The organism is Sphingomonas sp. Leaf208, from assembly GCF_001421415.1.
Classification (GTDB): Bacteria; Pseudomonadota; Alphaproteobacteria; order Sphingomonadales; family Sphingomonadaceae; genus Sphingomonas.
On the sequence record NZ_LMKH01000001.1, the window covers coordinates 329,169 to 351,100 of the forward strand.

Genomic DNA, 21,932 nt, shown 5'->3' on the forward strand with positions numbered 1-21,932 from the left:
ATAGCGCGGGCTTCACCTGATCGGACCGATGCTCTAGGAGCGCGGCATGGCCGACCCCTTTTATATCACCACCGCAATCCACTATCCCAATGGCCGGCCGCATATCGGCCATGCCTATGAGATGATTGCCGCCGACGCGATCGCCCGGTTCCAACGTCAAGCCGGACGCGACGTGCTGTTCCAGACCGGTACCGACGAGCACGGCCTCAAGATGGCGCAGGCCGCGCGCGACCGGGGCATTCCGGTACGCGCGTTCGCAGACGAGATGTCGTCGCATTTCAGCGTGATGGCCGATCGTCTTGGCATCTCCTATGACCGTTTCATTCGTACCGTGGACACGGATCACTACGCCGCAAGCCGTGCCATCTGGCAGGCTATGGCGGACTCGGGCGATCTGTATCTCGATCGCTACGAGGGCTGGTATTCGGTTCGCGACGAAGCGTTCTACGATGAATCCGAACTGACCGGGGAGGGCGATGATCGCCGTTCGCCGCAAGGCACGCCGGTCGAATGGACCGCCGAGGAAACGTGGTTCTTTCGCCTGTCGAAATACCAGCAACCCCTGCTCGATCTCTACGCCGCCAACCCGGACTTCATTCGCCCCGAAAGCCGTCGCAACGAGGTGATGCGCTTCGTCGAGGGTGGTCTGAAGGATCTGTCGGTGTCGCGTACCAGCTTCGACTGGGGCGTGCCGGTACCCGACAGCCCCGGGCACGTCATGTATGTGTGGGTCGACGCGCTGACGAACTACCTGACCGGTATCGGCTATCCCGACATGACGGGCGACAAGGCGAAGTTCTGGCCCGCCGATATCCATTTGATTGGCAAGGATATCGTCCGGTTCCACGCGGTGTACTGGCCCGCGTTCCTGTTGTCCGCGAACATTCCGTTGCCGAAAAGCGTGTTCGGTCACGGCTTCCTGCTCACACGCGGCGAAAAAATGTCCAAGTCGGTCGGCAACGTCGTCGATCCGATGGCGTTGGCAGACGCGTTCGGCGTCGACGCCCTCCGGTATTTCTTCCTGCGGGAGGTCAGCTTCGGTCAGGACGGGAGCTATTCTCCCGAGGCAATCGTGACCCGTGTGAACGCCGAACTGGCGAACAGCTTCGGCAATCTGGCGCAGCGGACTTTGTCGTTCATCGCCAAGAACTTGGAAGGCGTGTTTCCTTCTGCTGGCACGGTCCAGGAAGCGGATGGCATGTTGATCGAGGAGGTCATCGTCGCGTGCGCCGGCCTCAAGGCAGGCTTTACCGATCTGGCCTTGTCGCAGGGTATCGAGGCCTGGATGCGTGGCGTGTTCGCTTGCAACCAGTATATCGACGCACAGGCGCCCTGGGCACTGCGCAAGACCGATCCCGACCGGATGCACGCCGTATTGCGCACGCTGGTGCGCGCGATCCGCATGCTGGCGATCGCGATCCTGCCGGTCGTGCCGGACTCCGCCGGTAAGGTTCTTGATCAGATCGGCGCGGTCGAGCGCGATCATGCGGCGATCGACGATGATCGCTGGTACGACCGGGTAGCTGCGTCCGACTTCCGGATTACGCCACCATCCCCCGTCTTCCCCCGTCTCGAACTGCCCGCGGAGGCCTGATGCTCGCCGACAGCCATTGCCACCTCAACTACAAGGGGCTCGTCGAGCATCAGCAAGCCGTACTTGCACGGGCGCGAGCGCGGGGCGTGACGGCGATGCTGAACATTTCGACCCGCGAGAGCGAGTGGGATGATATCGTCGCGACCGCAGAGCGCGAGCCCGACGTCTGGGCAACGATTGGCATCCATCCGAACGAGGCGGACACCTATCCCGACGTCGATGCCGCCAAGCTGATCGAACGGGCACGTCATCCTCGCGTGGTGGGGCTGGGCGAAAGTGGCCTGGATTATTTTCGCGACACGTCCGATCGCGCCCGCCAGCAAGCGAGCTTTCGCGCGCACATAACGGCATCGCGCGAGACCGGGTTGCCAATCGTCGTCCACACACGCGATGCCGAGGACGATACCGCTGCGATCATGGCAGAGGAAATGGGGAAGGGGGCCTATCCCGGCGTCATCCACTGTTTCACCGCAAGCGGAGCTTTCGCCGACAAGGCGTTGGACATGGGCCTTTATATCTCGATATCGGGTATCGTCACCTTCAAGAACGCACGTGATCTGCAAAAGACGGCCGCGCGCTTACCCATCGAAAGACTTCTGATCGAGACCGACGCACCGTTTCTCGCGCCGGTCCCGCATCGTGGCAAGACCGGAGAGCCGGGCTTCGTCGCCGACACGGCGAAATTCCTGGCCGACTTGCGCGGTGAGGATGTCGAAGACTTATCGCGCCGTACGGCCGAGAATTTCCACACGCTGTTCGGCAAGACGCGCGCATGAGAATCACGATTCTCGGATCGGGCACGTCGTCCGGCGTCCCGCGGATCGGCAACGACTGGGGCGATTGCGATCCTGCCGAACCACGCAACCGCCGCACGCGCGCGTCCGCGCTGATCGAGCATGATGGTACGCGCATCCTGATCGACACGAGCCCGGACATGCGCGAGCAACTTCTCGCGGCCGACGTCGACCGGGTCGACGCCGTTATCTGGACGCACGATCACGCGGATCACTGCCACGGTATCGACGATCTGCGCCAACTCTACCACGCTGCGGGAACGCCGGTACGTGGCTATGCGCGACCTGCCACGCTCGCGGCGCTGGACTCGCGTTTCACCTATGCATTCCATGGCCGAGCCGGCTACCCGCCGACGATCGCGGCAGAAACGCTACCCGATCGGCTGACGATAGGCGGGATCGAAATTCGCGTTACCGATCAACCTCACGGTAGCATCCACGCGGCTGGATTGCGGTTCGAAGCGGGTGGCGCTTCGATCGGATATGCTACCGATTTCAATATCATGACCGACGATATGGCCAAGCTTTACGAAGACCTCGACGTCTGGGTCGTCGATGCATTGCGGCGACGGCCGCACCCAACGCATATGGAATTGCCGGCCGTGCTTGGATGGGTCGACCGACTGCGGCCGGGGCGAACCGCGCTCATCCACATGGACCACAGCATGGACTATGCGAGCTTGGTCGGCGAACTTCCGAAGGGTGTCGAGCCTGGTTATGACGGGCTCGTGCTCGACGCATGACCGCCGACCGTGCAGCCCAGTTCGCGCTGTACGCCGTGATGCTGATCCTGCCGCTGTCGGCGCTGGTTGCGCGGCGAAGCGCCGTCAAGCCGATGCTCAAGATGGCGCTGGCATGGGTAGGCATCTTCGCCGTCGGTCTCCTGATTGCGAGCCAACGGGATCGACTGTCCGGCGTCATTGCGATGTTCGACGACCAACAGGTCAGCGGAACCGAAACCCGCATACGCATGGCTGACGACGGTCATTTCTGGGCGAAGGTGGAGATCAACGGGGTCGGTCGGCGCATGCTGATCGATAGCGGTGCCACGACGACGGCACTGTCGATGCAGACCGCGAAGGCGGCGAGTCTCGACTTGGACGAAAGTCCGTTTCCCGTAATTCTCTCAACTGCCAACGGCCAGGTCACCGCACGGTCGGCGACCGCGAAACGCGTAGCCGTCGGAAATATCGTCATGACCGATCTTGGGATCGTGACGTCGCCGGCCTTCGAAGAGACGGACATCCTCGGCATGAACTTCCTGTCGCGACTAGGTTCGTGGCGGGTCGTCGGCAAGACGCTCATCCTGTCGCCACCGCCACCCCGTATTTAACATAATGTATATTATCGATCTTATATTGTGTGAAGCATATCGGTTGATTCCGAGGTGCTCCTAGGCATCTCGGTAGCCAAGCAGCTTACGTATAATGACGACGCTCTGCTCGTCATGAGCGCTCATCCCTGGCTCAGCGTATGCGGTTCAACGGTGAACGCTGCCAATGATAGCGCCACCGATCCGGCACGATACCGTATCGAAGGTATCGTCCGGCGTATGAAGAGGCTGAGGCAGCGCCACGCCGCGCTGCCTCAGCCCCGTCCTTGCGCGCTACTTCGCGTTCGCAAGAGCCGCTGCGATCTCCGCGGACTTCGCCTGGCGCAATACACCGCAATGGCGAATGCTCTCCAGCGTGCGCTGATAATTTAGCAACCCGACGTTAGCCTTGCGGATCGAGGCGCCGACCTTGGCATCGATCCGGTCCGCCTGTTCGGCACCGCACTGGACCGCGAGCGCCTGCGGCAGGCGGCTGGTGATGAAGATGCCGTTGCCACCGGCGAGAAGCTTGTCGTAGTTCGCCAGGATCCAGTCGATGCCGAGATCGCGCGTTTCCGCATTGCCGGCGACGCCGAAGATCAGCCCGATCCTGTCATAGCTCCGCATCCGCTTGTCTTCGAGCGACAGGAGATAATTGGCGGCGTCGGGCCGCCCACTGGACGCAGCGGCGCCGAGAGCAGCCTGGCGGAAGCCCGGGTCCTCGCTCGATAACGCCTTGTCGACCAGCATCTTCGCAGCAGGCAGACCGCCCTCCTCTGCCACCACGGTCAGCGCAGCTCCGAGAAAGCCGGAGTCGAGCGCCGCGGTGTCGCCCGCCAGGTATTTTTCCCCCGCTGACTTCAGTTTGTTGCGGACGGCGGGATCGCGCGCATCGTCCGCGACGAGATTGACCAGTTCGTGGCGCAGGTTCTGCCGACCTGGATCATCCTTTGCATAGGCGCCGGCTGCCGGGTTGAACCCCAGCGCGGTCAGGCGCGGTGTGTAGATCGAGGCCAACAGTGCGCGGTAGGCAGGCAGCGAAGCGGCCGAGATCAAGCCGCGCGAGCGCAACCCAGCAATCCGCCGCCCGCCGTCGATGCTGGCGGTCGAATCCGGGTTCGCCGCGACCGCACGCGCTTCCGCGAACAGCCATGCGGCCGGTGCCTTGCCAGCGCGGAACGCGGCCCACAGGCTATCGGTGGTGGCGAGCGCCTCGCCCGGGGACAACGTGCCCGAAGCCGCGATCAACGCCTGCCAATCCGCCGGTGCCATGTCGAAACGGTAATAGCCCGCACCACCGACGTTCGGCATGATCACCCCTGAGGCGGGCGCGGCGATCGACGTCGTGGTCTTGTCGAGCAGCGTGCATTGCTTCGCCGCGCCGACCCGAACGCAGAACGGGATCGTCCAGCTCAATGGCGGCGGAGACGATCCCAGGAAGGCATAGCGCGACTGGGACGCGACGATGCCGTTACCCTGCCGCCGGACGTCGATGACCGGAACGCCCTGCTGGTCGACGAACGATTTCAGCGCGGACAGCACGCGCGGATCCTTCGCCGCATCCGAGATCGATTGAAAGAACTGCTCGGACGTCGCATTGCCATACGCGTGACGCTTGAGGTGAAGGCGGACCCCCGCCTTGAACTTCTCGTCGCCGAGATAGGCCGCGATCATCGCGACCACCTGCCCGCCCTTTCCGTAGGTTATGCCGTCGAACGCGGAATCGATCTGGCCGTTGTCGGTGATCGGCTGGTGGATCGGGCGTCCCACCTCCAGCGCATCGGTGTTCATCGTGCCGAAGCCCTCATCCAGCGCACCGACGCCGATGTTGAGCTCGGGCCGCCAGGCGTTGCCGATGCGATAGCCCATCCAGTTGGCGAAGCTTTCGTTCAGCCAGATGTCGTCCCACCATGCCGGCGTGACGAGGTCGCCGAACCATTGATGCGAGAGCTCGTGCGCGACGATCATCCCGAACGCCTGCTTGTCGGACGTCGTCGCACCGGCCGAGAGGAAGATGATGCCGTCGCCATAGGTGTCCGCGCCCGCGTTTTCCATCGCGCCCGGCATGATCGGCGTGCCGATCTGGTCGAGCTTGGGGAACGGGAACGGCTCGCCGAAATATTGCTCGAGCAGGGACACGATGCGCGGCGTCTCCGCCATCACATAGCCCATCTTGTCCTTCTGCGCGTGCGTCGCGACGGCGCCATACGGCATCGGGGTTGGTCGTTCGGGAGTCGCCGGGATCGTCCCGATCTGGTGAACGAACGGCCCCGTATCGAACGCAACAAGATAGGTCGGCAATGGCTTGGTAACCGCGAGCTGATGCTTCTCCATTCCCCCGGCGACCTTCGTGACGGACACCTTCGGCGCGTTGCCGATCACGACCAGACCTGGATGGGTCGTGACGGACACGGTGAACGGCGTCTTGAAGCCAGGCTCGTCGAACCCGGGAAACGCAGCGCGTGCATCGATGCTTTCGAACTGCGTCCAGCTGTACCAGGCATCGCCGACCTTGACGTGGAACAGGCCGGAGGCGCTGTCCCCGAAACTGCCCGTATAATCGAACGCCAGCGTCGCCGCGCCGGCGGGCAGGACATTCGCGAAGTCCAGCCGCGCCGTGCCACTCTGATCGACCTGCGTGAAGATCGCCGGGGTAGCCTTGCCACCTACCATCGCGACCGCCTTGCCAATTTTCAGGTCGCGGCCGTGGATATACAGGGATTTTGTCGCAGCCTTCAGCGTGACGTCGATCTCGTCATGTCCCGAAAACCGGTCAGCCTCGGGCAAAATGGTGAAGTCGAGGCGATACGCCTTGGGTATCGCCGCATCGGACAGACGCCCCTTCGGTGCGTTCGCATCGGGTACGATCGCCGCCTTGGCGGGCGCTTCCGTCGTCGCCTTCGGACTTGCATGCGCGGTCGACGACAACAGGAGAGCGGTGAAACCGATGAGGCATGAGGCGCGCATGTGAAGATTCCCGACGAAGGTGTAGTAGGGGTGTAAGTCAGCACCGAAGGCGCCGCAAGCCTTGTCTGGCCATGCCCTCGATCCGCGCCGGGCGGAAAATTTCGAAGGTTTTCCTGCACGCCGATGACGAGTAGCAAATGGCGTTCGACATCGTCTAAGGCTTGAGTATGCAGCAAGACACGCCGGTAAGCCCTTCCGATACCGCCATTTTAGCAAGGACGGCTTACCCGTCGATCGCCCCCGCCCCTGCGTTGCGTGCCGCAGAGCCTTACGCCCGTGACGAACTGCTGCACGAGATCTTCGACGCCACGCGCGCGGCGCATCCCGACGCGATCGCGCTGCGGCTTATCGGCGCAGACGAGGAATACGACCGCAAGACCGCCTGGACCTATACCGACCTCGCCACGCGCAGCCTCGCGCTCGCGCACCGCCTGCGCGCGATGGGGATCGGCCGCGGCGACCGCGTCGTGCTGTGCCTGCCGCGCGGGCTTGACCAGTATATGGCGATCCTCGGCGTGCTGCGCGCAGGTGCCGCCTATGTGCCGGTCGACTGGGGCTATCCGCAGGACCGCATCGACTTCATCGTTGAGGACAGCGAAGCCGCCCTGACGATCACCGTCGCCAACCGCGTCGCCAACCTGAAGGGGAAAACGCTCGCGCTCGACGCGGCGCTGGGCGATCTCGCGGCTGAGCCGTCCGAGCCGATCAGCCGCGACGTCACGCAAAGCGATCCGCAGGACCTCGCCTACATCATCTACACATCGGGCACGACCGGCCGGCCCAAGGGCGTGATGATCTCGCACGGCAACGCGTGCCACCTGGTCCGCTCGGAAAGCGCGATCCTCGACCTGACCCCGGCCGACGTCGTGTTCGGCGGCTTCAGCCTCGCGTTCGACATGTCGGTCGAGACGATGTGGAGCGCGTTCTTCGTCGGTGCGGTCGTGCTGGTCGCGACCGAGGCGCTGGCGACCAGCGGGCCTGACGTGGCGATCGCGCTCGCCGAGGCGAACACGACGATCTGGCACGTCGTCCCCTCGCTGATCGCGCTCGTCGAGCATCCGGTGCCAACGCTGCGCCTGCTCAACATGGGCGGCGAAGCGTGCCCGGCCGACCTGCCACGCCGCCTCGCGCGTCCGGGCCTCCGCCTGCTCAACACCTACGGTCCGACCGAGACGTCGGTCACCGCGACCTGGACCGAGGTGTTCCCCGGCCATCGCATCACGATCGGCAAGCCCCTCCCCGGCTACACCGCCTGGGTGGTCGACGAGCATATGCAGCCGGTCCCCGACGGCCAGGAAGGCGAACTCGTCATCGGCGGGCCGGGCGTCGGCGTCGGCTACGTCAACCGCCCCGACCTGACCGCCGAGAAGTTCATCATGACGCCGTTCGACGGCCCGTCGGGCGCGCCTGAGCGGATCTACCGGTCGGGCGACCTGGTGAAGCTCGACGCGGCGGGCGACATCGATTTCGTCGGGCGCATCGACACGCAAGTGAAGATCCGCGGCTTCCGCGTCGAACTCGCCGAGATCGAGGCGGTGATCGGCGAATGGCCAAGCGTCGCGCAAACCGTCGTCCAGCTCTTCACCGACGGCGATGGCTCCGAATTCCTCGCCGCGTTCCTGATCGCGCGTCCGGCGGAGGAGATCGACATGGTCGGCCTCAAGGCCCGCGTCGCCGAGCGGCTCCCCAACTACATGCGCCCCGCGGGCTACCAGTTGCTGTCGCACATGCCGACGCTGCCCGCCTCGGGGAAGGTCGACCGCAAGGCGCTGGTCAAGCCCGAGATCACCGTGACGTCGGACCGCGAGATGGTCGCGCCCGCCACGCCGATGGAGGAAAGCCTGCACCGCGTCTGGGCCGAGGCGTTCGCGCCGCAGCCGGTATCGGTGCTCGACGACCTGTTCGAGGATCTCGGCGGCCATTCGCTGAAGGCCGCCCGGTTGGTTTCGGCAGCGCGAAAGGTGCGCGGGCTCGAAGGGCTGTCGCTCGAGGACGTCTACGCCGCGCCGACGATCCGCGCGCTAGCGCTGCGGATCGGCGGCACCACGCCCGTCGCGATCCTCGACGAGACCAGCTTCCACCATATCGCGCCGTGGAAGCGCCGGCTGTGCGTCGCCGCGCAGACGCTCGCGCTGCTGCCGATCTACACGCTGGCGGGGCTGCAGTGGTTCTCACCCTATCTCGCCTACACGCATCTCGCCGGCGACATGCCGCGGGTCGACGCGCTGATCCTCAGCGGGCTGTTCTTCACGGTCGTGCCGATCGCGTCGATGTTCCTGTCGATCGCGCTCAAATGGCTGATCGTCGGGCGCTTCAAGGCGGGCGATTACCCGCTCTGGGGCAGCTATTATTTCCGCTGGTGGCTGGTCCGCCGAATCATCGGCGTCACCGCGACGCCGTATCTCGCGGGCACGCCGATGATCCGCGGCTATTACCGGATGATGGGCGCCAAGATCGGCGAGCGCGTCCATATCGGCACCGGGATCATCGACACTGCCGACCTGCTCCACGCAGACGACGATGCGATCATCAGCGACCAGTCGGTGCTCTCGACCAGCTCGGTCGAACGCGGGTTGTTGCGGCTCGGCACGGTAAAGCTCGGCAAGGGCGCGTTCGTCGGGTCGATGGCAGTGGTCGGCCGCAACGCCGCGCTCGGCGACGACGCGATGCTCGACGATCTGTCCGCGCTACCCGCGGATACGACGATCCCGGCTGGCCAACGCTGGGCAGGTTCGCCTGCCGCGCATGACGGCGATGCGCCCCGCCGCCCGGCCACCGCAGCGCAGCGCAGCGCGGGCCCGGCGATCGGCCTGTTCCTGTGCGCGCTGATCCTGCCGCTGGTCGCGATCCTGCCGATCGCTCCCGGGCTGATCGCGCTGATCGAGCTCGATTGGGCGACCAGCGGCTATGCCTATGTCGCGGTCGCGCCGCTGCTCGCGGTCACCTATGTCGTGATGATGTGCGTGCTGACCGTGGCGGCCAAGCGCCTGATCCTCGGCCGCGTCGCGCCTGCGGTCTATGCGCTCAACAGCGGGTTCTACGTCCGCTACTGGTTCGTTCAGCAGATCAACGACCTCGCGCTTCGCCTGCTCCACCCGATCTTTGCGACGCTGTACGTGGTGCCTTGGTACCGTGCGCTCGGCGTGAAAGTCGGTCGTCGCGCGGAAATCTCGACCGCCAGCGCGATCGTGCCCGACCTCGTCGAGATCGGCGAGGAGAGCTTCATCGCGGACTCGGTGATCTTCGGCGCGGCGCGGATCGGCCACGGCACGATCGAACTCGCGCACACGAAGATCGGCCGCCGCAGCTTCATCGGCAACTCCGCACTGCTGCCGAGCGGCACGCAGATCGGCGACGAGGTGCTCGTCGGCGTCCTCTCGAAGCCACCGAGCGATCCCGCGCTCGCCACCGAAGCGGGCAGCACCTGGTTCGGCTCACCCGCGATCAAGCTGCCGGTGCGACAGGTCAACACGATGTTCGACGAAGGCGCGCGGTTCAATCCGTCGCGCGCGCTGATCGCCACGCGCCTGTCGATCGAGGCGGTTCGCACCACGCTGTCCCTGACCGCGTTCCTGGTGTTCTTCAGCTTGCTTCTGTCGGTGGTCGGCGACCTCGACGATCTCGACAATGGCGCACTGGTCGTCGCGGCGACGTTCCCGTTCCTGTACGTCGGCTTCTGCCTGGCCTGCGGGATCTTCGTCCTCGCGCTCAAATGGCTCGTCGTCGGCCGCTACAAGGTCACGACTGCGCCGCTCTGGAGCACGTTCGTCTGGCGCACCGAACTGGTGACCGCGACTTACGAGAACCTGGCGGTCGCCAACCTGCTCGAACCGCTTCGCGGCACGCCGTGGATCGCGCTCTATCTCCGGCTGATGGGCGCGCGGATCGGCAAACGCTGCTACATCGACACCACCGACCTGACCGAGCACGACCTCGTCGACATCGGCGACGACGTCGCGCTCAACGACTTCGCCGGCCTGCAGACGCACCTGTTCGAGGACCGCGTGATGAAGGTCGGCGCGATCCGCGTCGGCGACCGCGCGACGATCGGCTCGCTCGCGATCGTGCTGTACGACGCCGAGATCGGCGCAGACGCACAGCTCGGCGACCTGTCGGTGGTGATGAAGGGCGAGACCTTGCCCGACGGCACGAGCTGGGACGGGAGCCCGGCGCGGATCGCCGTCGCGACGTGACGCCGGTCTGGCACTACGGTCCGCTCGACGCGCTCGTCTGGGACGGGCGGTCGCCAATCGCGTGGAGTGTTGCCGAGACCGGACCGTACGCTGCCGGCCTGCCCGGCGATGCGCGCGCGATCCGACACGGCCTGGCCGTTGCGCTCATCCGCAAACTGGCCGGCGACTCTGACGATGTTCGACTGACACGCAGTGCGGCCGGCGCGCCGATCGTTTCCGCCCCCGGCGGCTGGTATCTCAGCCTCTCCAGCCGCGGCGCACACGCCCTGATCGGCCTTGCGCGCCAGCCGATCGCGGTCGACCGCGAAGTCGTCGACGACCACGCTCCGCTCTGGGACATGCTAACCCCGACCGAAGCCGACGCGCTCCGCCGCCTGCCCGCCCTCGCCCAGCCCCACGCATGGCTCCGTCGGTGGACGATCAAGGAAGCGCACGCGAAGCTCATCGGCGAACCCCGCCGCATCCGCCCCGAATCGATCGAAACCATCGTCACCGATCCAACCCACGCGACCGCAACGTTCGAAGGCACTTCGCGCTGCTGGAGCCGTTCCATCCCCGACGCGATCGAAACCATCGCGCAGTGGAGCCAGCCATGACCAGAATCCTGACCCGCCGCTACGAGGACAAGGACCGCGCTGCCGTCCTCGCGATCTTCGACTCGAACCTCCCCGAGTATTTCGGCGACGGCGACCGCGATTGGCTGGAAGAAACGCTCGACGACCCCGACGGCCCGGCATTCGTGGTCGACGTCGACGGCATCCCGGGCGCGTTCGGCGGCTACGAAATCTGGGAGCATTACAACAAGGCACTGCTCTATTGGGGTATGGCCGCGCGCGCATATCACGGCGCCGGTCTCGGCAAACTGCTGCTGTTCGAACGCCTACTCCACGTCGCCACCTCAGGCGAGCCGCCCACGCGCTACGTCACAGTCGATACGTCGCCCCAGGTCTCTCCGTTCTTCCAGCATTGCGGCTTCGAACTGACCAGCGTCTGGCCCGGGGGCTACCGGTCCGGCATGGACATGCACGAACTCCGCTTCGATATTGCGGGGGTGTCGCTCGAAGACCTGACGGGCAGACGCGACGCTGCTTTTGCGCGATGTACGGCCTGATACGGTTCAGTCTTCATCTACCACGCCCTCGATGTTTCGGCGTACGTTCCGGATCGAAAAATCCCGTTCTATAAGGCTTCTCTATGATCGAACGTCTCGTCGCCATCATGGCCCGGTTGCGCGATCCCGTCGAAGGTTGCGACTGGGACCGTGTGCAGACCTGGTCGACGATCGCACCCTACACGATCGAGGAAGCCTATGAGGTCGCCGACGCGATCGAACGGAACGATCCCGGGGACCTCAAGGACGAACTGGGCGACCTTCTGCTTCAGGTCGTGTTCCATAGCCGCATTGCGGAGGAAGCCGGTGCGTTCACGCTGGCCGACGTCGTGACCTCGATTGCCGACAAGATGGAACGGCGTCATCCGCATATATTCGGGGACGTGGAACAGTCACCTGGTTGGGAAGCGATCAAGGCGCAGGAGCGTTCGGCCAAATCGGACAGCAGCGCGTTGGCGGGGGTCGCACTTGGCCTTCCGGCACTGTCTCGCGCCGACAAGTTGCAGAAACGCGCAGAGCGGGTGGGCTTCGACTGGCCGGATGCGAGCGGGCCGCTGGCGAAAGTTCACGAGGAAATCGAGGAGGTTCGCGAAGCCCCTTCCGATAAACTCGCGGAAGAAGTTGGCGACCTGCTATTCGCGGTTACCAACTGGGCGCGGCATCTCGGAGTAGACGCGGAAAGCGCGTTACGCGCCGGCAATTTGAAGTTCGAGGCGCGGTTCCGGGCGATCGAGGATCTCGCCGGCGATGCGTTCGCCGGCATGACCCTCAATCAGAAGGAAGAACTATGGCAGGTGGTCAAACGTCGCGGCGGGTGAACCGGTCATAGTCCGCATCGGACAGTCGCACGTCATATGTCGTCTCGAGCTCGTCATCGACGCTCCCGAACACTTCGCCATGCGCATGCAGCCAAGCAGCGCCCGCGCCATCGCTGGCATCGAGCGTGATCCGGTAGCGCCGATGCGCCCCCGTCAGCTTTGCCGCGATCTGCTCGATCAGATGCGGCACCCCTTCCCCGCTCAGCGCCGATATCGCCACGACATCGTCGCGCCGCGCCGCTTCGCCGGCAATCTCGTCGTGCGCGTCGGGGTCAAGCAAGTCGAGCTTGTTCCAAACCTCGAACCGCGGCGTATTGTCGTCGACACCGATCTCGGCCAGCACAGTCTCGACATCGGCACGCTGCGCCTCCGAATCCGGGTGGGCGATATCACGGACATGGACCAACAGATCGGCGGAGACCACCTCTTCCAGAGTTGCCTTGAACGCGGCGACCAACTGCGTCGGCAGGTCAGAAACGAAGCCGACGGTGTCCGACAGGATCGCCTTGTCTAGCCCAGGGAGCTGAATCTGACGTAGCGTCGGATCTAGCGTTGCGAACAGCAGATCCTCCGCCATCACGTTGGCACCAGTCACGCGATTGAACAACGTCGACTTACCCGCATTGGTATAGCCGACCAGCGCGATTACCGGCCATGGCGCGCGCTGGCGCCGTTCACGGTGTAGCCCGCGCGTCCGGCTGACCTGCTCAAGCTCACGCTTCAATCGCGCCATCCGGTCGCGAATCAAACGACGATCCGCTTCGATCTGGGTTTCGCCCGGACCGCCAAGGAAGCCGAAGCCGCCGCGCTGGCGTTCGAGATGGGTCCAGCTCCGCACGAGCCGGCCAGCCTGGTAATCAAGATGCGCGAGTTCGACCTGCAAGCGCCCCTCGGCCGTCGCGGCGCGTTCGCCGAAGATCTCGAGAATCAGTCCGGTGCGATCGATCACCTTCACCTCGAGCGCTTTCTCCAGATTGCGCTGCTGGATCGGAGTCAGGCTCGCATCGAAAACGACCAGTCCCGCCTCTTCCATCCGAACTTGGGTGGCCAACAATTCAACCTGCCCGCTTCCAATCAGCGTTGCGGGCTTTGGCTGGCGGACGCGGTAAGCGATCCGTTCTACCACCTCTACACCGATCGCAGCGGCCAACCCCGCGGTTTCCTCCAACCGGGCATCTACGTCGCGCGCAGCGTCGCCTTGGTCGGGAAGAACGACGATCGCTCGTGTTCCACGGGTGAACTCGTCCCGATCGCGTTCGAAACCACTACTCAATCGTCATCGTCCGTTTCATCCGTATCGGTGGGCTCTTCGGCAAGGTTCAGCGGGCGGGCCGGCTGGATCGTCGAGACAGCGTGCTTGTAGACGAGTTGTGCCATGCCTTCGCGCTGGAGCAGCATGCAAAACAGATCGAAGCCTGCGATCTGGCCCTGCAGCATGACGCCGTTGATGAGGAACATCGTCACGCTATCTTCGGATTTGCGCACCGCGTTGAGAAATATATCCTGCAAAAGCGGGTGCTTCTTCTGGTTTTCTCCCACCGCATCGACGATTGCCGACACGTCCATGGGCCCAGCAGGCATGATCGTCGAGATCGCATGCTTGTAGATCAGCTGCGACTGGCCATCGCGGCGGAGCAGGACGGAAAAATTATCGAACCATGTGACGATGCCCTGGAGCTTTACGCCCTTGACGAGGAACATGGTGACCGGCGTCTTGGAGCGCCGGAGTGCGTTCAGGAACAGATCCTGAAGCGAGCCTGGTTTATCGGCCAATGGGATAACCCTTTGTTTTTGGCGGGACTTTGCCCGCAAGGCGCCGTTTCCCGGCGTCGGAGATGCACCCGGTTACCGGGCGCGGTACTGATCTATGATCGCCGCCCTGCTATATCCAGAGGGCGGCGAAATTACGGCGTCTATTCCTCGCGGCTTTCGGTGATGCCGAGCAGCTTCAATTTTCGATGAAGCGCCGAACGCTCCATGCCGATGAAGCTGGCCGTCCGTGAGATATTTCCCGAGAAACGTCGGATCTGCACCCGGAGATATTCCCGCTCGAACGTCTCGCGCGCTTCCCGCAAAGGCGAGCCCATGATCGCGGTCGATCCGGCCGATCCGATATCGCCTTGATCGCCCAAGACCTCGGCCGGCAACAGGTCGAGGTCGATCCGCCCGATCCGGTCTCCCGGCGCCAGAATGATCGTGCGCTCGACGACGTTGCGCAGCTGCCGGACATTTCCCGGCCAGTCGTAGGATTGCAACGCAACCATCGCGTCCGGCGCGATTTCCGGCGTCGGCACGCGGCGCTCGGATGCGTAGTGCGCAATGAAATGCTGGACCAGCGCGGGGATGTCCTCGCGACGATCGGACAGCGGCGGGATCATCACCGGTACGACGTTGAGCCGGTAATACAGGTCCTCGCGAAACCGTCCTTCGGCGATTTCGAAGACGAGGTCGCGCGCGGTCGCGGAGACGACACGAACGTCGACCTTGACGACGCGCGTACCACCTACCCGTGTAAAGCTCTGGTCAGTCAGAGCGCGCAGGATACGGGCCTGCGTCGCGATCGGCATGTCGGCGATCTCGTCGAGGAACAACGTACCGCCATGCGCCTGTTCGAACAGACCGGGACGGACGAGATCGCCCGCTTCCTCGACACCGAACAGTTCCTCGTCCATTCGCTCGGGCGTCATCCGCGCGGCGCTGACGATGATGAACGGCGCGTCGGTCCTCAGGCTCCAACCGTGTAGCAGGCGCGCGGCGACTTCCTTGCCGACTCCCGCCGCGCCCATGATGAGGACGCGGCTGCCTGTTGCCGCCACCCGCTTCAAGGTCGCGCGAACGCCATTAATCGAGCCCGAACTGCCGGTCAGGTCGGTTTCGCGGCCGACCGTAGCGCGCAGCGTAGCGACCTCGCGGCGGAGGCGTTCGGTCTCGGTCGCGCGGGCTACCATCAGTAGCAATCGTTCGGCCTCGAACGGCTTTTCGATAAAGTCGGACGCCCCGCGGCGAATTGCGGCGACGGCGGTATCCAGATTGCCGTGACCCGAGATCACCAGAACAGGGATCGACGGATCGCGCCGCTTGATCTCGTCGAGCAGTTCGAGGCCGTCGAGACGCGAACCTTGCAGCCATACATCGAGCAGCACCAGCGACGGACGCCGCGCCGCGATCGCTTCCAAGGCGGAATCGCTGTCGCCAGCGTCGCGGGTCTCATAGCCTTCGTCCTCCAGGACGCCGGCTACGAGTTCGCGAATGTCACGTTCGTCGTCCACGACGAGAATATCGAGCGCCATTAAATCATGTCCGGTTGCGGGTCATCGTGTCGAGTCGGCCCTCCCCAGCCAACTCGGATGCGGATGCCCCTTGGTCGAGCGCGGCCAGCGCCTTGGCGTCGAAGGTCATGGTGACGAGTGTACCGCCCCCCGGCCGATCGGAAAAGCCGATCGTCCCGCAATGCTCCTCAATGATCTTCTTGACGATGGCAAGGCCGAGGCCTGTGCCGCGGGCACGGGTCGTTACATAAGGTTCGACGATCCTGTCCCGCTCCGCGGGTAGCCCGATGCCGGTGTCTGCCACTGCGATGCCGAGCGTGTTGGCATCGCTCGTCAATGTCATCGTCACCGATCCGCCGGGTCCACCACGCGTTTCAATAGCTTCCACCGCGTTCTTGACGATGTTCGTGAGCGCCTGACCGATCTGGCGGCGGTCGCAAACCAGCGTGAGGCCCGGATCGTCCTGCACCAGTTGGAAGCTAATCGCGGGATGCGCAACCTCGTGCAGAAACAGCGCCTGGCGCGCGGCATCGACCAGCGATTCCTCGCGAAATACCGGCTTCGGCATCCGCGCGAACGAGGAGAACTCGTCGACCATGCGACGAAGATCGCCAACCTGGCGGATGATCGTGTCGGTTAATCGCGAGAACGTGCCGTCCTGCGCCTCGATCTTCCCACCATAGCGGCGTTGAAGCCGCTCGGCCGCAAGCTGGATCGGTGTCAGCGGGTTCTTGATCTCATGCGCGATCCGGCGAGCGACGTCCGACCATGCCGCGCGGCGCTGATCGAGCAGCTGCTGCGTGATGTCGTCGAACGTCAGGATCGGGCCAGTAGCTGGTCGGGCGATCCGCACGGCAAGCGTGCGGACCTCGCTCCCCTGGCCAACTTCGACGATCGCTTCCCGGTCGCCACCATCGAGCATCGCGTCGAGCTCGGGCGCGACATCGACCAGGCGCCGTCCGACCAGCCCGCCAGTATCGGTGCCCAGCAACGTCGTCGCCGAATCGTTCGCAATCGTGATCGTCCGCTCGCGTCCGGTTGCGACGACGCCTGCGGAGACCCCCGCCATCACCGCCTCGATCAACGCGCGACGGCTTTCGAGCTGGCCGTTGGCGGTGACGAGTTCGGTGTTTTGCGCCTCCAGCTGCCCGGTCATCTGGTTGAACGCGTTGGCGAGCGTGCCGACCTCATCGCGGCTGCGCGGATCGGGGACACGCGCGGTCAGGTCGCCGGCTGCCACCCGGCGTGCGGCGTCGACGAGCTCGCCAACCGGCCGGACGAGGCGATCCGCAACCGCCAGCGCGATCCACACCGCAATCCCCACGATCAGCAACGAGATCAACAACAGTGCCGCATTGAACTGCAACTGGAGACTGCGTGCCCTGGCCAGAAGTGATCGATAACTCTTGAGCACGTCGTTCGCACGCGTGGTCTGTTCGGAGAGTGATTTCGTATCCTCGACGCGCCCCGCATAGAGAAACAGCTCGTCAGATCCAGGCAGCATCGTGATCGTCTGGATACGATCGCCCGTCACCGCCACGACCGCGCTTTTGCCCGACCGCAACTCGGCGATCGCCGAGGGTGTGACACGGCGCGTAAAGTCGATCTCGTACGGGTTGACGATCGCCAGCGTCTGGATGCCCTGCTGAGGGGACAGCTTGAACAACGCCGCTTCCGAGAGGCTGCGAAAATAGACCTGTTGGAGAAACCAGCCGGAAAAATCTGGGCTCTGCAGCGAGCGCTCTCGGAGATAGGCAGACATGTCGCTCGCCATCGTCACGGTGGCTTCCTGCCATCGGTTGAGCTGGCGTGCGTAGGACGACTGGGCAAGCCCGGTTGCGTTCTCGAGCATCCCCCGCGCCTGATCGGAATACCAGAACTGGACGCCATATTGGAACAGCAGCGATGCGAAGATCGTCACCAGCAGCATCGGCACCGCGGCGACGATCGAGAACAAAGCGACGAGGCGAACGTGGAGGCGACCGCCACCGCCGACCGGCGAACGCGCTGCACGGCGCATGGCCACACGTCGCCCTAGCAACATGAGGAGTGCGATGCCGGGCACGAGGTTCGCGACCAGCAGCAGCGCTACCAGGGGTGGCGGGATCAGGCGCTGCGGTGCGTCGCTGCCGGTAATGATGAAGTAGCTCGTGACGGCGATCGCGATCGCCACGCCGAGCACGACCGCCTCTACCGCAGGCGTCACGGCAAACCGGTGTGCAGGCCCGTCATCGTCCATCGGTAGCGTCGCGGAAGCGATCATCGTTGCCCCGATACAACGTCAACCGTTGCCGTGAAACCACATAATGACAGAATTACCGCCGTTCCGGTTCGTCTACGCGAGGCGCGTCGCCGCCGATCGCACCGCCGATATCGATGCCGAGCGTATCGAGGCGTTTGCGAAGCGTATTGCGGTTGATCCCCATCGCGCGCGCGGCCCGAAGCTGGTTCTGACCATGCCGCGCCAGCATCGCCTCGATCAGCGGCCGTTCGACTTCGCCGATCACGCGGTCATAGAGCGTGCCGTCATCGAGTGCGGCTGGATCGTCATGAGCGATGCGCTCGATCATCGCGCGGACCGCTTGTCCGATATCGAGGTCGACCGGGTCGGTGAGCGTGGCGTGGCGGCCGATCATGATACGGATCGCGTCCGCGTCGATGACTTCGTCGCGCGACAAGACTGCCAGCCGCCGCATGAGATTTTCGAGTTCGCGAACGTTGCCCGGCCAGTCATGCCCGCCAAGCGCGACCAGGGCGTCACTGGCAAGCTTACGCCGCGGGAGGCCCTGTGCAGCCGCGTGATCTAGAAAATGCCGTGCGAGCAGCGCGATGTCCTGACGTCGTTCGCGCAGGGGCGGCAACGTGATCGGGACAACATTGAGCCGGTAGAACAGGTCTTCGCGGAACTGCCCCGTCGCGACCTGTGACGCGAGATCGCGGTTGGTAGCGGCGACGATGCGAACGTCGACGCGGATCGTCCGTGCGCCACCGACGCTGGTGAACTCGCCCGACTGGAGCACGCGGAGAAGGCGGGTCTGCGCTTCCATCGGCATGTCGCCGATCTCGTCGAGGAACAGCGTGCCGCCCGACGCCTGTTCGAACCGGCCGGCGTTGCGCGTCGCTGCACCGGTGAACGCGCCGCGTTCATGTCCGAACAGTTCGGCTTCGATCAATTCGCGCGGGATCGCAGCCATGTTGATCGCGACGAACGGTGCCGCGCTACGCGGGCCAAGATCATGGATCGCGCGCGCGACGAGTTCCTTGCCGGTCCCCGATTCGCCCGAGATCAGCACGGTCAGGTCGTTCGAGACGACGCGAGCGATGATCCGGTAGACGTCCTGCATCGCCGCCGAGCGCCCGATCAGGGGCAGCGCGCGGTCCGCGTCGTGGAGCGTATCCTCAGATACCATCCCGCCCCGCGCGAGCGCACCGGCGACCGCGCGAGTCAGCACGTCGAGGTCGAACGGCTTGGGTAGATATTCGTACGCGCCAACCTCGGCCGCGCGGACCGCCGTGGTCAGCGTGTTCTGCGCCGAGAGGACAATGATCGGGAGCAGCGGAAACCGCGCGGCAACACTGCGGACATGATCGATACCGTCGCCGTCGGGGAGGATGACGTCGGTGATGAGAACGTCCGGCAGCGACGCCGCGAGCGCGCGTTCGAGTTGCGCGAGGCTGTCCGCAACAGTGACCTCATGCCCGGCGCGACGAAGCGCCTGCGCGACGACGGTCCGGATCGCGGCATCGTCATCGACGACCAGGACTGTGCTCATGACGCGGCTCTCGGCAGCAGGAGGCGAAGGACGGTCATCTCGGGGTTTCCTTCGCGGCCGTATTGGACGATGCCGCCCATGTCTCTGGTCAGCTTGTCGACGAGCGCGAGACCAAGCCCCTGCCCTTCGCGCCGCCCCGATACGAACGGGTCGAACAGGTGATCGGCGATGTCGGCGGGGGCGCCGGGACCGTTGTCAAAGATACAGATCTCGATCGGCAGCGGCAGGCGCGGCTTGCCGGGTGCCGAACTCACGGTGATGCCGTGTCGGTACGCGGTGGTCATCACGATCCGCGGTTCGCGTACGTTGCGAACGGCTTCGCGCGCGTTCTTCAGCAGGTTTATGACGATCTGCAGCAGCGCGTCGCGGTTGATCTGGGCAGGCGGGAGCGAGGGATCGAAGCGTTCCTCGATCGTTATGCCGCGCGCGAAACCGGCGAGTGCGAGCCGGCGGGCGTGACCGAGCAGCGGATAGATGTTCTCGCTGGCGAGCGGCAAGGGGCGGGTGTCGCTGAAGTCCTGCATGCGGTCGATCAGCGCGGCGATGCGATCCACTTCGGTCACGATCAACGTGGTAAGTTCGCCCGCACCGAGCAGTTGCGCCGCGCCGCGGATACCAGATAGCGGATTCTTGATTTCGTGCGCGAGCATCGCCGCGGCACCGACCGCAGCCCTGGCTCCAGCGGCGCGATCCGCCGAGTGTCCAAGCCGCCGCGAGGTGGCGGATGCGTGCAAGGTGATCGCCCGCCAGCCCGGGTAGTCGGCGATCTGCGTCTCGGCGAAATCTGCACGGATCTTGACACCGCGCGCGGTCGAGATTTCGGTGTCGTAGACGGCGAGAGCGTGGCCGGCCCGATTTCGCGGATCGTCTGGCGGCGGGATGATAGCATCGAGCGGTTGTCCGATCATCAACCGTTCCGACAGGTTCAACAGTTGCTCGGCGAGTGCGTTGGCATGAGCGACCTTGTGGTCGGGATCGACGACGACCACGGCCACCGGCAGTGCGGCGAAGAGTTCTGCGAACCCCGGCCGATTGCGCGATGGCGTATCAGGCCGCTTCAAGGTCGCGCCAGGGAGCGTAGAACTCGGCCAGCATCGCCTTGACCTGCTTGGGATCGGGAACCTGGTTGACCTTGTTGCGGAACTCCGCAGAACCGGGGAGGCCCTTGGTGTACCAGCCGATGTGCTTCCGCGCCATGTTGACGCCGGTCTCGATCCCGTAATGTTCGAGCATCGCCTCGTAATGCCCTGCGATCGCGTCATATTGCTCGGTGATCGACGGGTCTTCGATGCGCCGTCCGGTGGCGAACCACTCCATCACCTGGCCGAGCACCCATGGGCGGCCGTAAGACCCGCGACCGATCATCAGGCCATCGGCGCCGGACTGGTCCATTGCGGCTTCGGCATCGGCGATCGTGCAGATGTCGCCGTTGACGATCACCGGCACGCTCACCGCGTCCTTGACCTTGCGAACGAAGCCCCAGTCGGCGCTGCCCTTGTACATCTGGTTGCGTGTGCGGCCGTGGACGGTGATCAGCTTGATGCCGAGGTCTTCCGCGATGCGCGCGAGATCGGGCGCGTTCAGGCTGTCGTGGCACCAGCCCATCCGCATCTTCAGCGTCACCGGGACGTCGACCGCCTTGACGGTTGCCTCGATGATCGCGCTGGCGAGCTTGGTGTCGCGCATCAGCGCCGAGCCTGCGTCGCCATTGACGACTTTGCGCACCGGGCAGCCCATGTTGATGTCGATGATCGCCGCGCCGCGATCCTGGCTGAGCTTGGCGGCCTCACCCATCTCGTAGGGGGTGCAACCGATCAGCTGCATCGACACCGGCTCTTCGAGCCGATCCCATGCCGCCTTCTGCAACGACTGCCGCGTCTCGCGGATCGCCGCCTGGCTGGCGACCATCTCGGTGACGTTGAGGCCCGAGCCATAGCGTCGCACCAGAGTGCGGAACGGCATGTCGGTGACGCCGGTCATCGGCGCGAGCACGACGGGGCTTTCGATCCGGACAGGACCGATCTGGATAGGAGCAAGGTTACGCATGGATGTGCCTGAAAAAGAGGCATCCCCCTACCTCAACCTGCCGTTTCAGGCAAGG

16 protein-coding genes are annotated in these 21,932 nt (G+C 64.6%); 8 read left to right on the forward strand and 8 right to left on the reverse strand.

Annotated features, from left to right (window positions below; genetic code table 11):
• Positions 1-46: 46 nt before the first annotated feature.
• Genes metG through ASE69_RS01315 form a run of 4 tightly spaced genes read left to right on the forward strand, consistent with a single transcriptional unit; the run spans position 47 to position 3,721 of the window.
• Positions 47-1,594, forward strand: coding sequence for a methionine--tRNA ligase (metG, locus tag ASE69_RS01300; RefSeq protein ID WP_056481829.1), 1,548 nt, complete (start codon positions 47-49; stop codon positions 1,592-1,594).
• Positions 1,594-2,370 (forward strand): TatD family hydrolase, encoded by a 777-nt coding sequence (locus tag ASE69_RS01305; RefSeq protein ID WP_056481832.1) that lies wholly within the window; start codon positions 1,594-1,596, stop codon positions 2,368-2,370. Before metG ends, ASE69_RS01305 begins: the two co-directional genes overlap by 1 nt.
• Positions 2,367-3,131 (forward strand): MBL fold metallo-hydrolase, encoded by a 765-nt coding sequence (locus tag ASE69_RS01310; RefSeq protein WP_056481836.1) that lies wholly within the window; start codon positions 2,367-2,369, stop codon positions 3,129-3,131. The genes ASE69_RS01305 and ASE69_RS01310 overlap by 4 nt, the downstream gene beginning before the upstream one ends.
• Positions 3,128-3,721: a TIGR02281 family clan AA aspartic protease gene (locus ASE69_RS01315; protein ID WP_056481839.1), complete on the forward strand. Its 594-nt coding sequence runs from the start codon at positions 3,128-3,130 to the stop codon at positions 3,719-3,721. The genes ASE69_RS01310 and ASE69_RS01315 overlap by 4 nt, the downstream gene beginning before the upstream one ends.
• Before the next feature lie 273 nt (positions 3,722-3,994).
• On the opposite strand, the gene ASE69_RS01320 is transcribed toward ASE69_RS01315, so the two are convergent.
• Positions 3,995-6,667: a M1 family metallopeptidase gene (locus ASE69_RS01320; RefSeq protein WP_056481842.1), complete on the reverse strand. Its 2,673-nt coding sequence runs from the start codon at positions 6,665-6,667 to the stop codon at positions 3,995-3,997.
• 167 nt (positions 6,668-6,834) lie between these two features.
• Between ASE69_RS01320 and ASE69_RS01325 the strand changes: the two genes are divergently transcribed.
• The 4 genes from ASE69_RS01325 to mazG all read left to right on the forward strand — a co-directional run bounded on the left by ASE69_RS01325 (position 6,835) and on the right by mazG (position 12,789).
• Positions 6,835-10,860, forward strand: coding sequence for a Pls/PosA family non-ribosomal peptide synthetase (locus tag ASE69_RS01325; protein ID WP_056481848.1), 4,026 nt, complete (start codon positions 6,835-6,837; stop codon positions 10,858-10,860).
• Positions 10,857-11,456 (forward strand): 4'-phosphopantetheinyl transferase family protein, encoded by a 600-nt coding sequence (locus ASE69_RS01330; protein ID WP_056481851.1) that lies wholly within the window; start codon positions 10,857-10,859, stop codon positions 11,454-11,456. The genes ASE69_RS01325 and ASE69_RS01330 overlap by 4 nt, the downstream gene beginning before the upstream one ends.
• Positions 11,453-11,971, forward strand: a complete 519-nt coding sequence (locus ASE69_RS01335) for a GNAT family N-acetyltransferase (RefSeq protein ID WP_056481854.1) — start codon at positions 11,453-11,455, stop codon at positions 11,969-11,971. The genes ASE69_RS01330 and ASE69_RS01335 overlap by 4 nt, the downstream gene beginning before the upstream one ends.
• A gap of 83 nt (positions 11,972-12,054) precedes the next feature.
• Entirely contained in the window at positions 12,055-12,789 is a 735-nt protein-coding gene (gene mazG / locus ASE69_RS01340) for a nucleoside triphosphate pyrophosphohydrolase (RefSeq protein WP_056481857.1), read from the forward strand.
• Here mazG and hflX read toward each other — a convergent pair.
• The 7 genes from hflX to dusB form a co-directional block, all read right to left on the reverse strand.
• Positions 12,770-14,062 (reverse strand): GTPase HflX, encoded by a 1,293-nt coding sequence (hflX, locus tag ASE69_RS01345; RefSeq protein WP_056481860.1) that lies wholly within the window; start codon positions 14,060-14,062, stop codon positions 12,770-12,772. The two genes, mazG and hflX, sit on opposite strands and share 20 nt — an antisense overlap.
• Positions 14,059-14,601 carry an RNA chaperone Hfq gene (hfq, locus tag ASE69_RS01350; RefSeq protein ID WP_082441049.1) on the reverse strand — a complete coding sequence of 181 codons (543 nt, stop codon included), beginning with the start codon at positions 14,599-14,601 and terminating at the stop codon, positions 14,059-14,061. The genes hflX and hfq overlap by 4 nt, the downstream gene beginning before the upstream one ends.
• 101 nt (positions 14,602-14,702) lie before the next feature.
• Entirely contained in the window at positions 14,703-16,079 is a 1,377-nt protein-coding gene (locus ASE69_RS01355) for a sigma-54-dependent transcriptional regulator (RefSeq protein WP_056481863.1), read from the reverse strand.
• A 4-nt stretch (positions 16,080-16,083) separates the two neighbouring features.
• Positions 16,084-18,321, reverse strand: a complete 2,238-nt coding sequence (locus ASE69_RS01360; protein WP_156362082.1) for an ATP-binding protein — start codon at positions 18,319-18,321, stop codon at positions 16,084-16,086.
• Positions 18,322-18,373: 52 nt separating this feature from the next.
• A complete protein-coding gene (ntrC, locus tag ASE69_RS01365; protein WP_056481865.1) occupies positions 18,374-19,831 on the reverse strand; it encodes a nitrogen regulation protein NR(I) in 1,458 nt (485 codons plus the stop codon).
• Entirely contained in the window at positions 19,828-20,892 is a 1,065-nt protein-coding gene (locus ASE69_RS01370; RefSeq protein ID WP_056481869.1) for a two-component system sensor histidine kinase NtrB, read from the reverse strand. Before ASE69_RS01370 ends, ntrC begins: the two co-directional genes overlap by 4 nt.
• Entirely contained in the window at positions 20,879-21,877 is a 999-nt protein-coding gene (dusB, locus tag ASE69_RS01375; RefSeq protein ID WP_056481872.1) for a tRNA dihydrouridine synthase DusB, read from the reverse strand. Before dusB ends, ASE69_RS01370 begins: the two co-directional genes overlap by 14 nt.
• Between the last annotated feature and the right edge of the window lie 55 nt (positions 21,878-21,932).

Coding starts and splice junctions, on each gene's coding strand:
- metG (WP_056481829.1), top strand. CDS start 47: ATGGCCGACCCCTTTTATATCACCACCGCAATCCACTATCCCAATGGC.
- ASE69_RS01305 (WP_056481832.1), top strand. CDS start 1,594: ATGCTCGCCGACAGCCATTGCCACCTCAACTACAAGGGGCTCGTCGAG.
- ASE69_RS01310 (WP_056481836.1), top strand. CDS start 2,367: ATGAGAATCACGATTCTCGGATCGGGCACGTCGTCCGGCGTCCCGCGG.
- ASE69_RS01315 (WP_056481839.1), top strand. CDS start 3,128: ATGACCGCCGACCGTGCAGCCCAGTTCGCGCTGTACGCCGTGATGCTG.
- ASE69_RS01320 (WP_056481842.1), bottom strand. CDS start 6,667: ATGCGCGCCTCATGCCTCATCGGTTTCACCGCTCTCCTGTTGTCGTCG.
- ASE69_RS01325 (WP_056481848.1), top strand. CDS start 6,835: ATGCAGCAAGACACGCCGGTAAGCCCTTCCGATACCGCCATTTTAGCA.
- ASE69_RS01335 (WP_056481854.1), top strand. CDS start 11,453: ATGACCAGAATCCTGACCCGCCGCTACGAGGACAAGGACCGCGCTGCC.
- mazG (WP_056481857.1), top strand. CDS start 12,055: ATGATCGAACGTCTCGTCGCCATCATGGCCCGGTTGCGCGATCCCGTC.
- ASE69_RS01355 (WP_056481863.1), bottom strand. CDS start 16,079: ATGGCGCTCGATATTCTCGTCGTGGACGACGAACGTGACATTCGCGAA.
- ASE69_RS01360 (WP_156362082.1), bottom strand. CDS start 18,321: ATGATCGCTTCCGCGACGCTACCGATGGACGATGACGGGCCTGCACAC.
- ntrC (WP_056481865.1), bottom strand. CDS start 19,831: ATGAGCACAGTCCTGGTCGTCGATGACGATGCCGCGATCCGGACCGTC.
- dusB (WP_056481872.1), bottom strand. CDS start 21,877: ATGCGTAACCTTGCTCCTATCCAGATCGGTCCTGTCCGGATCGAAAGC.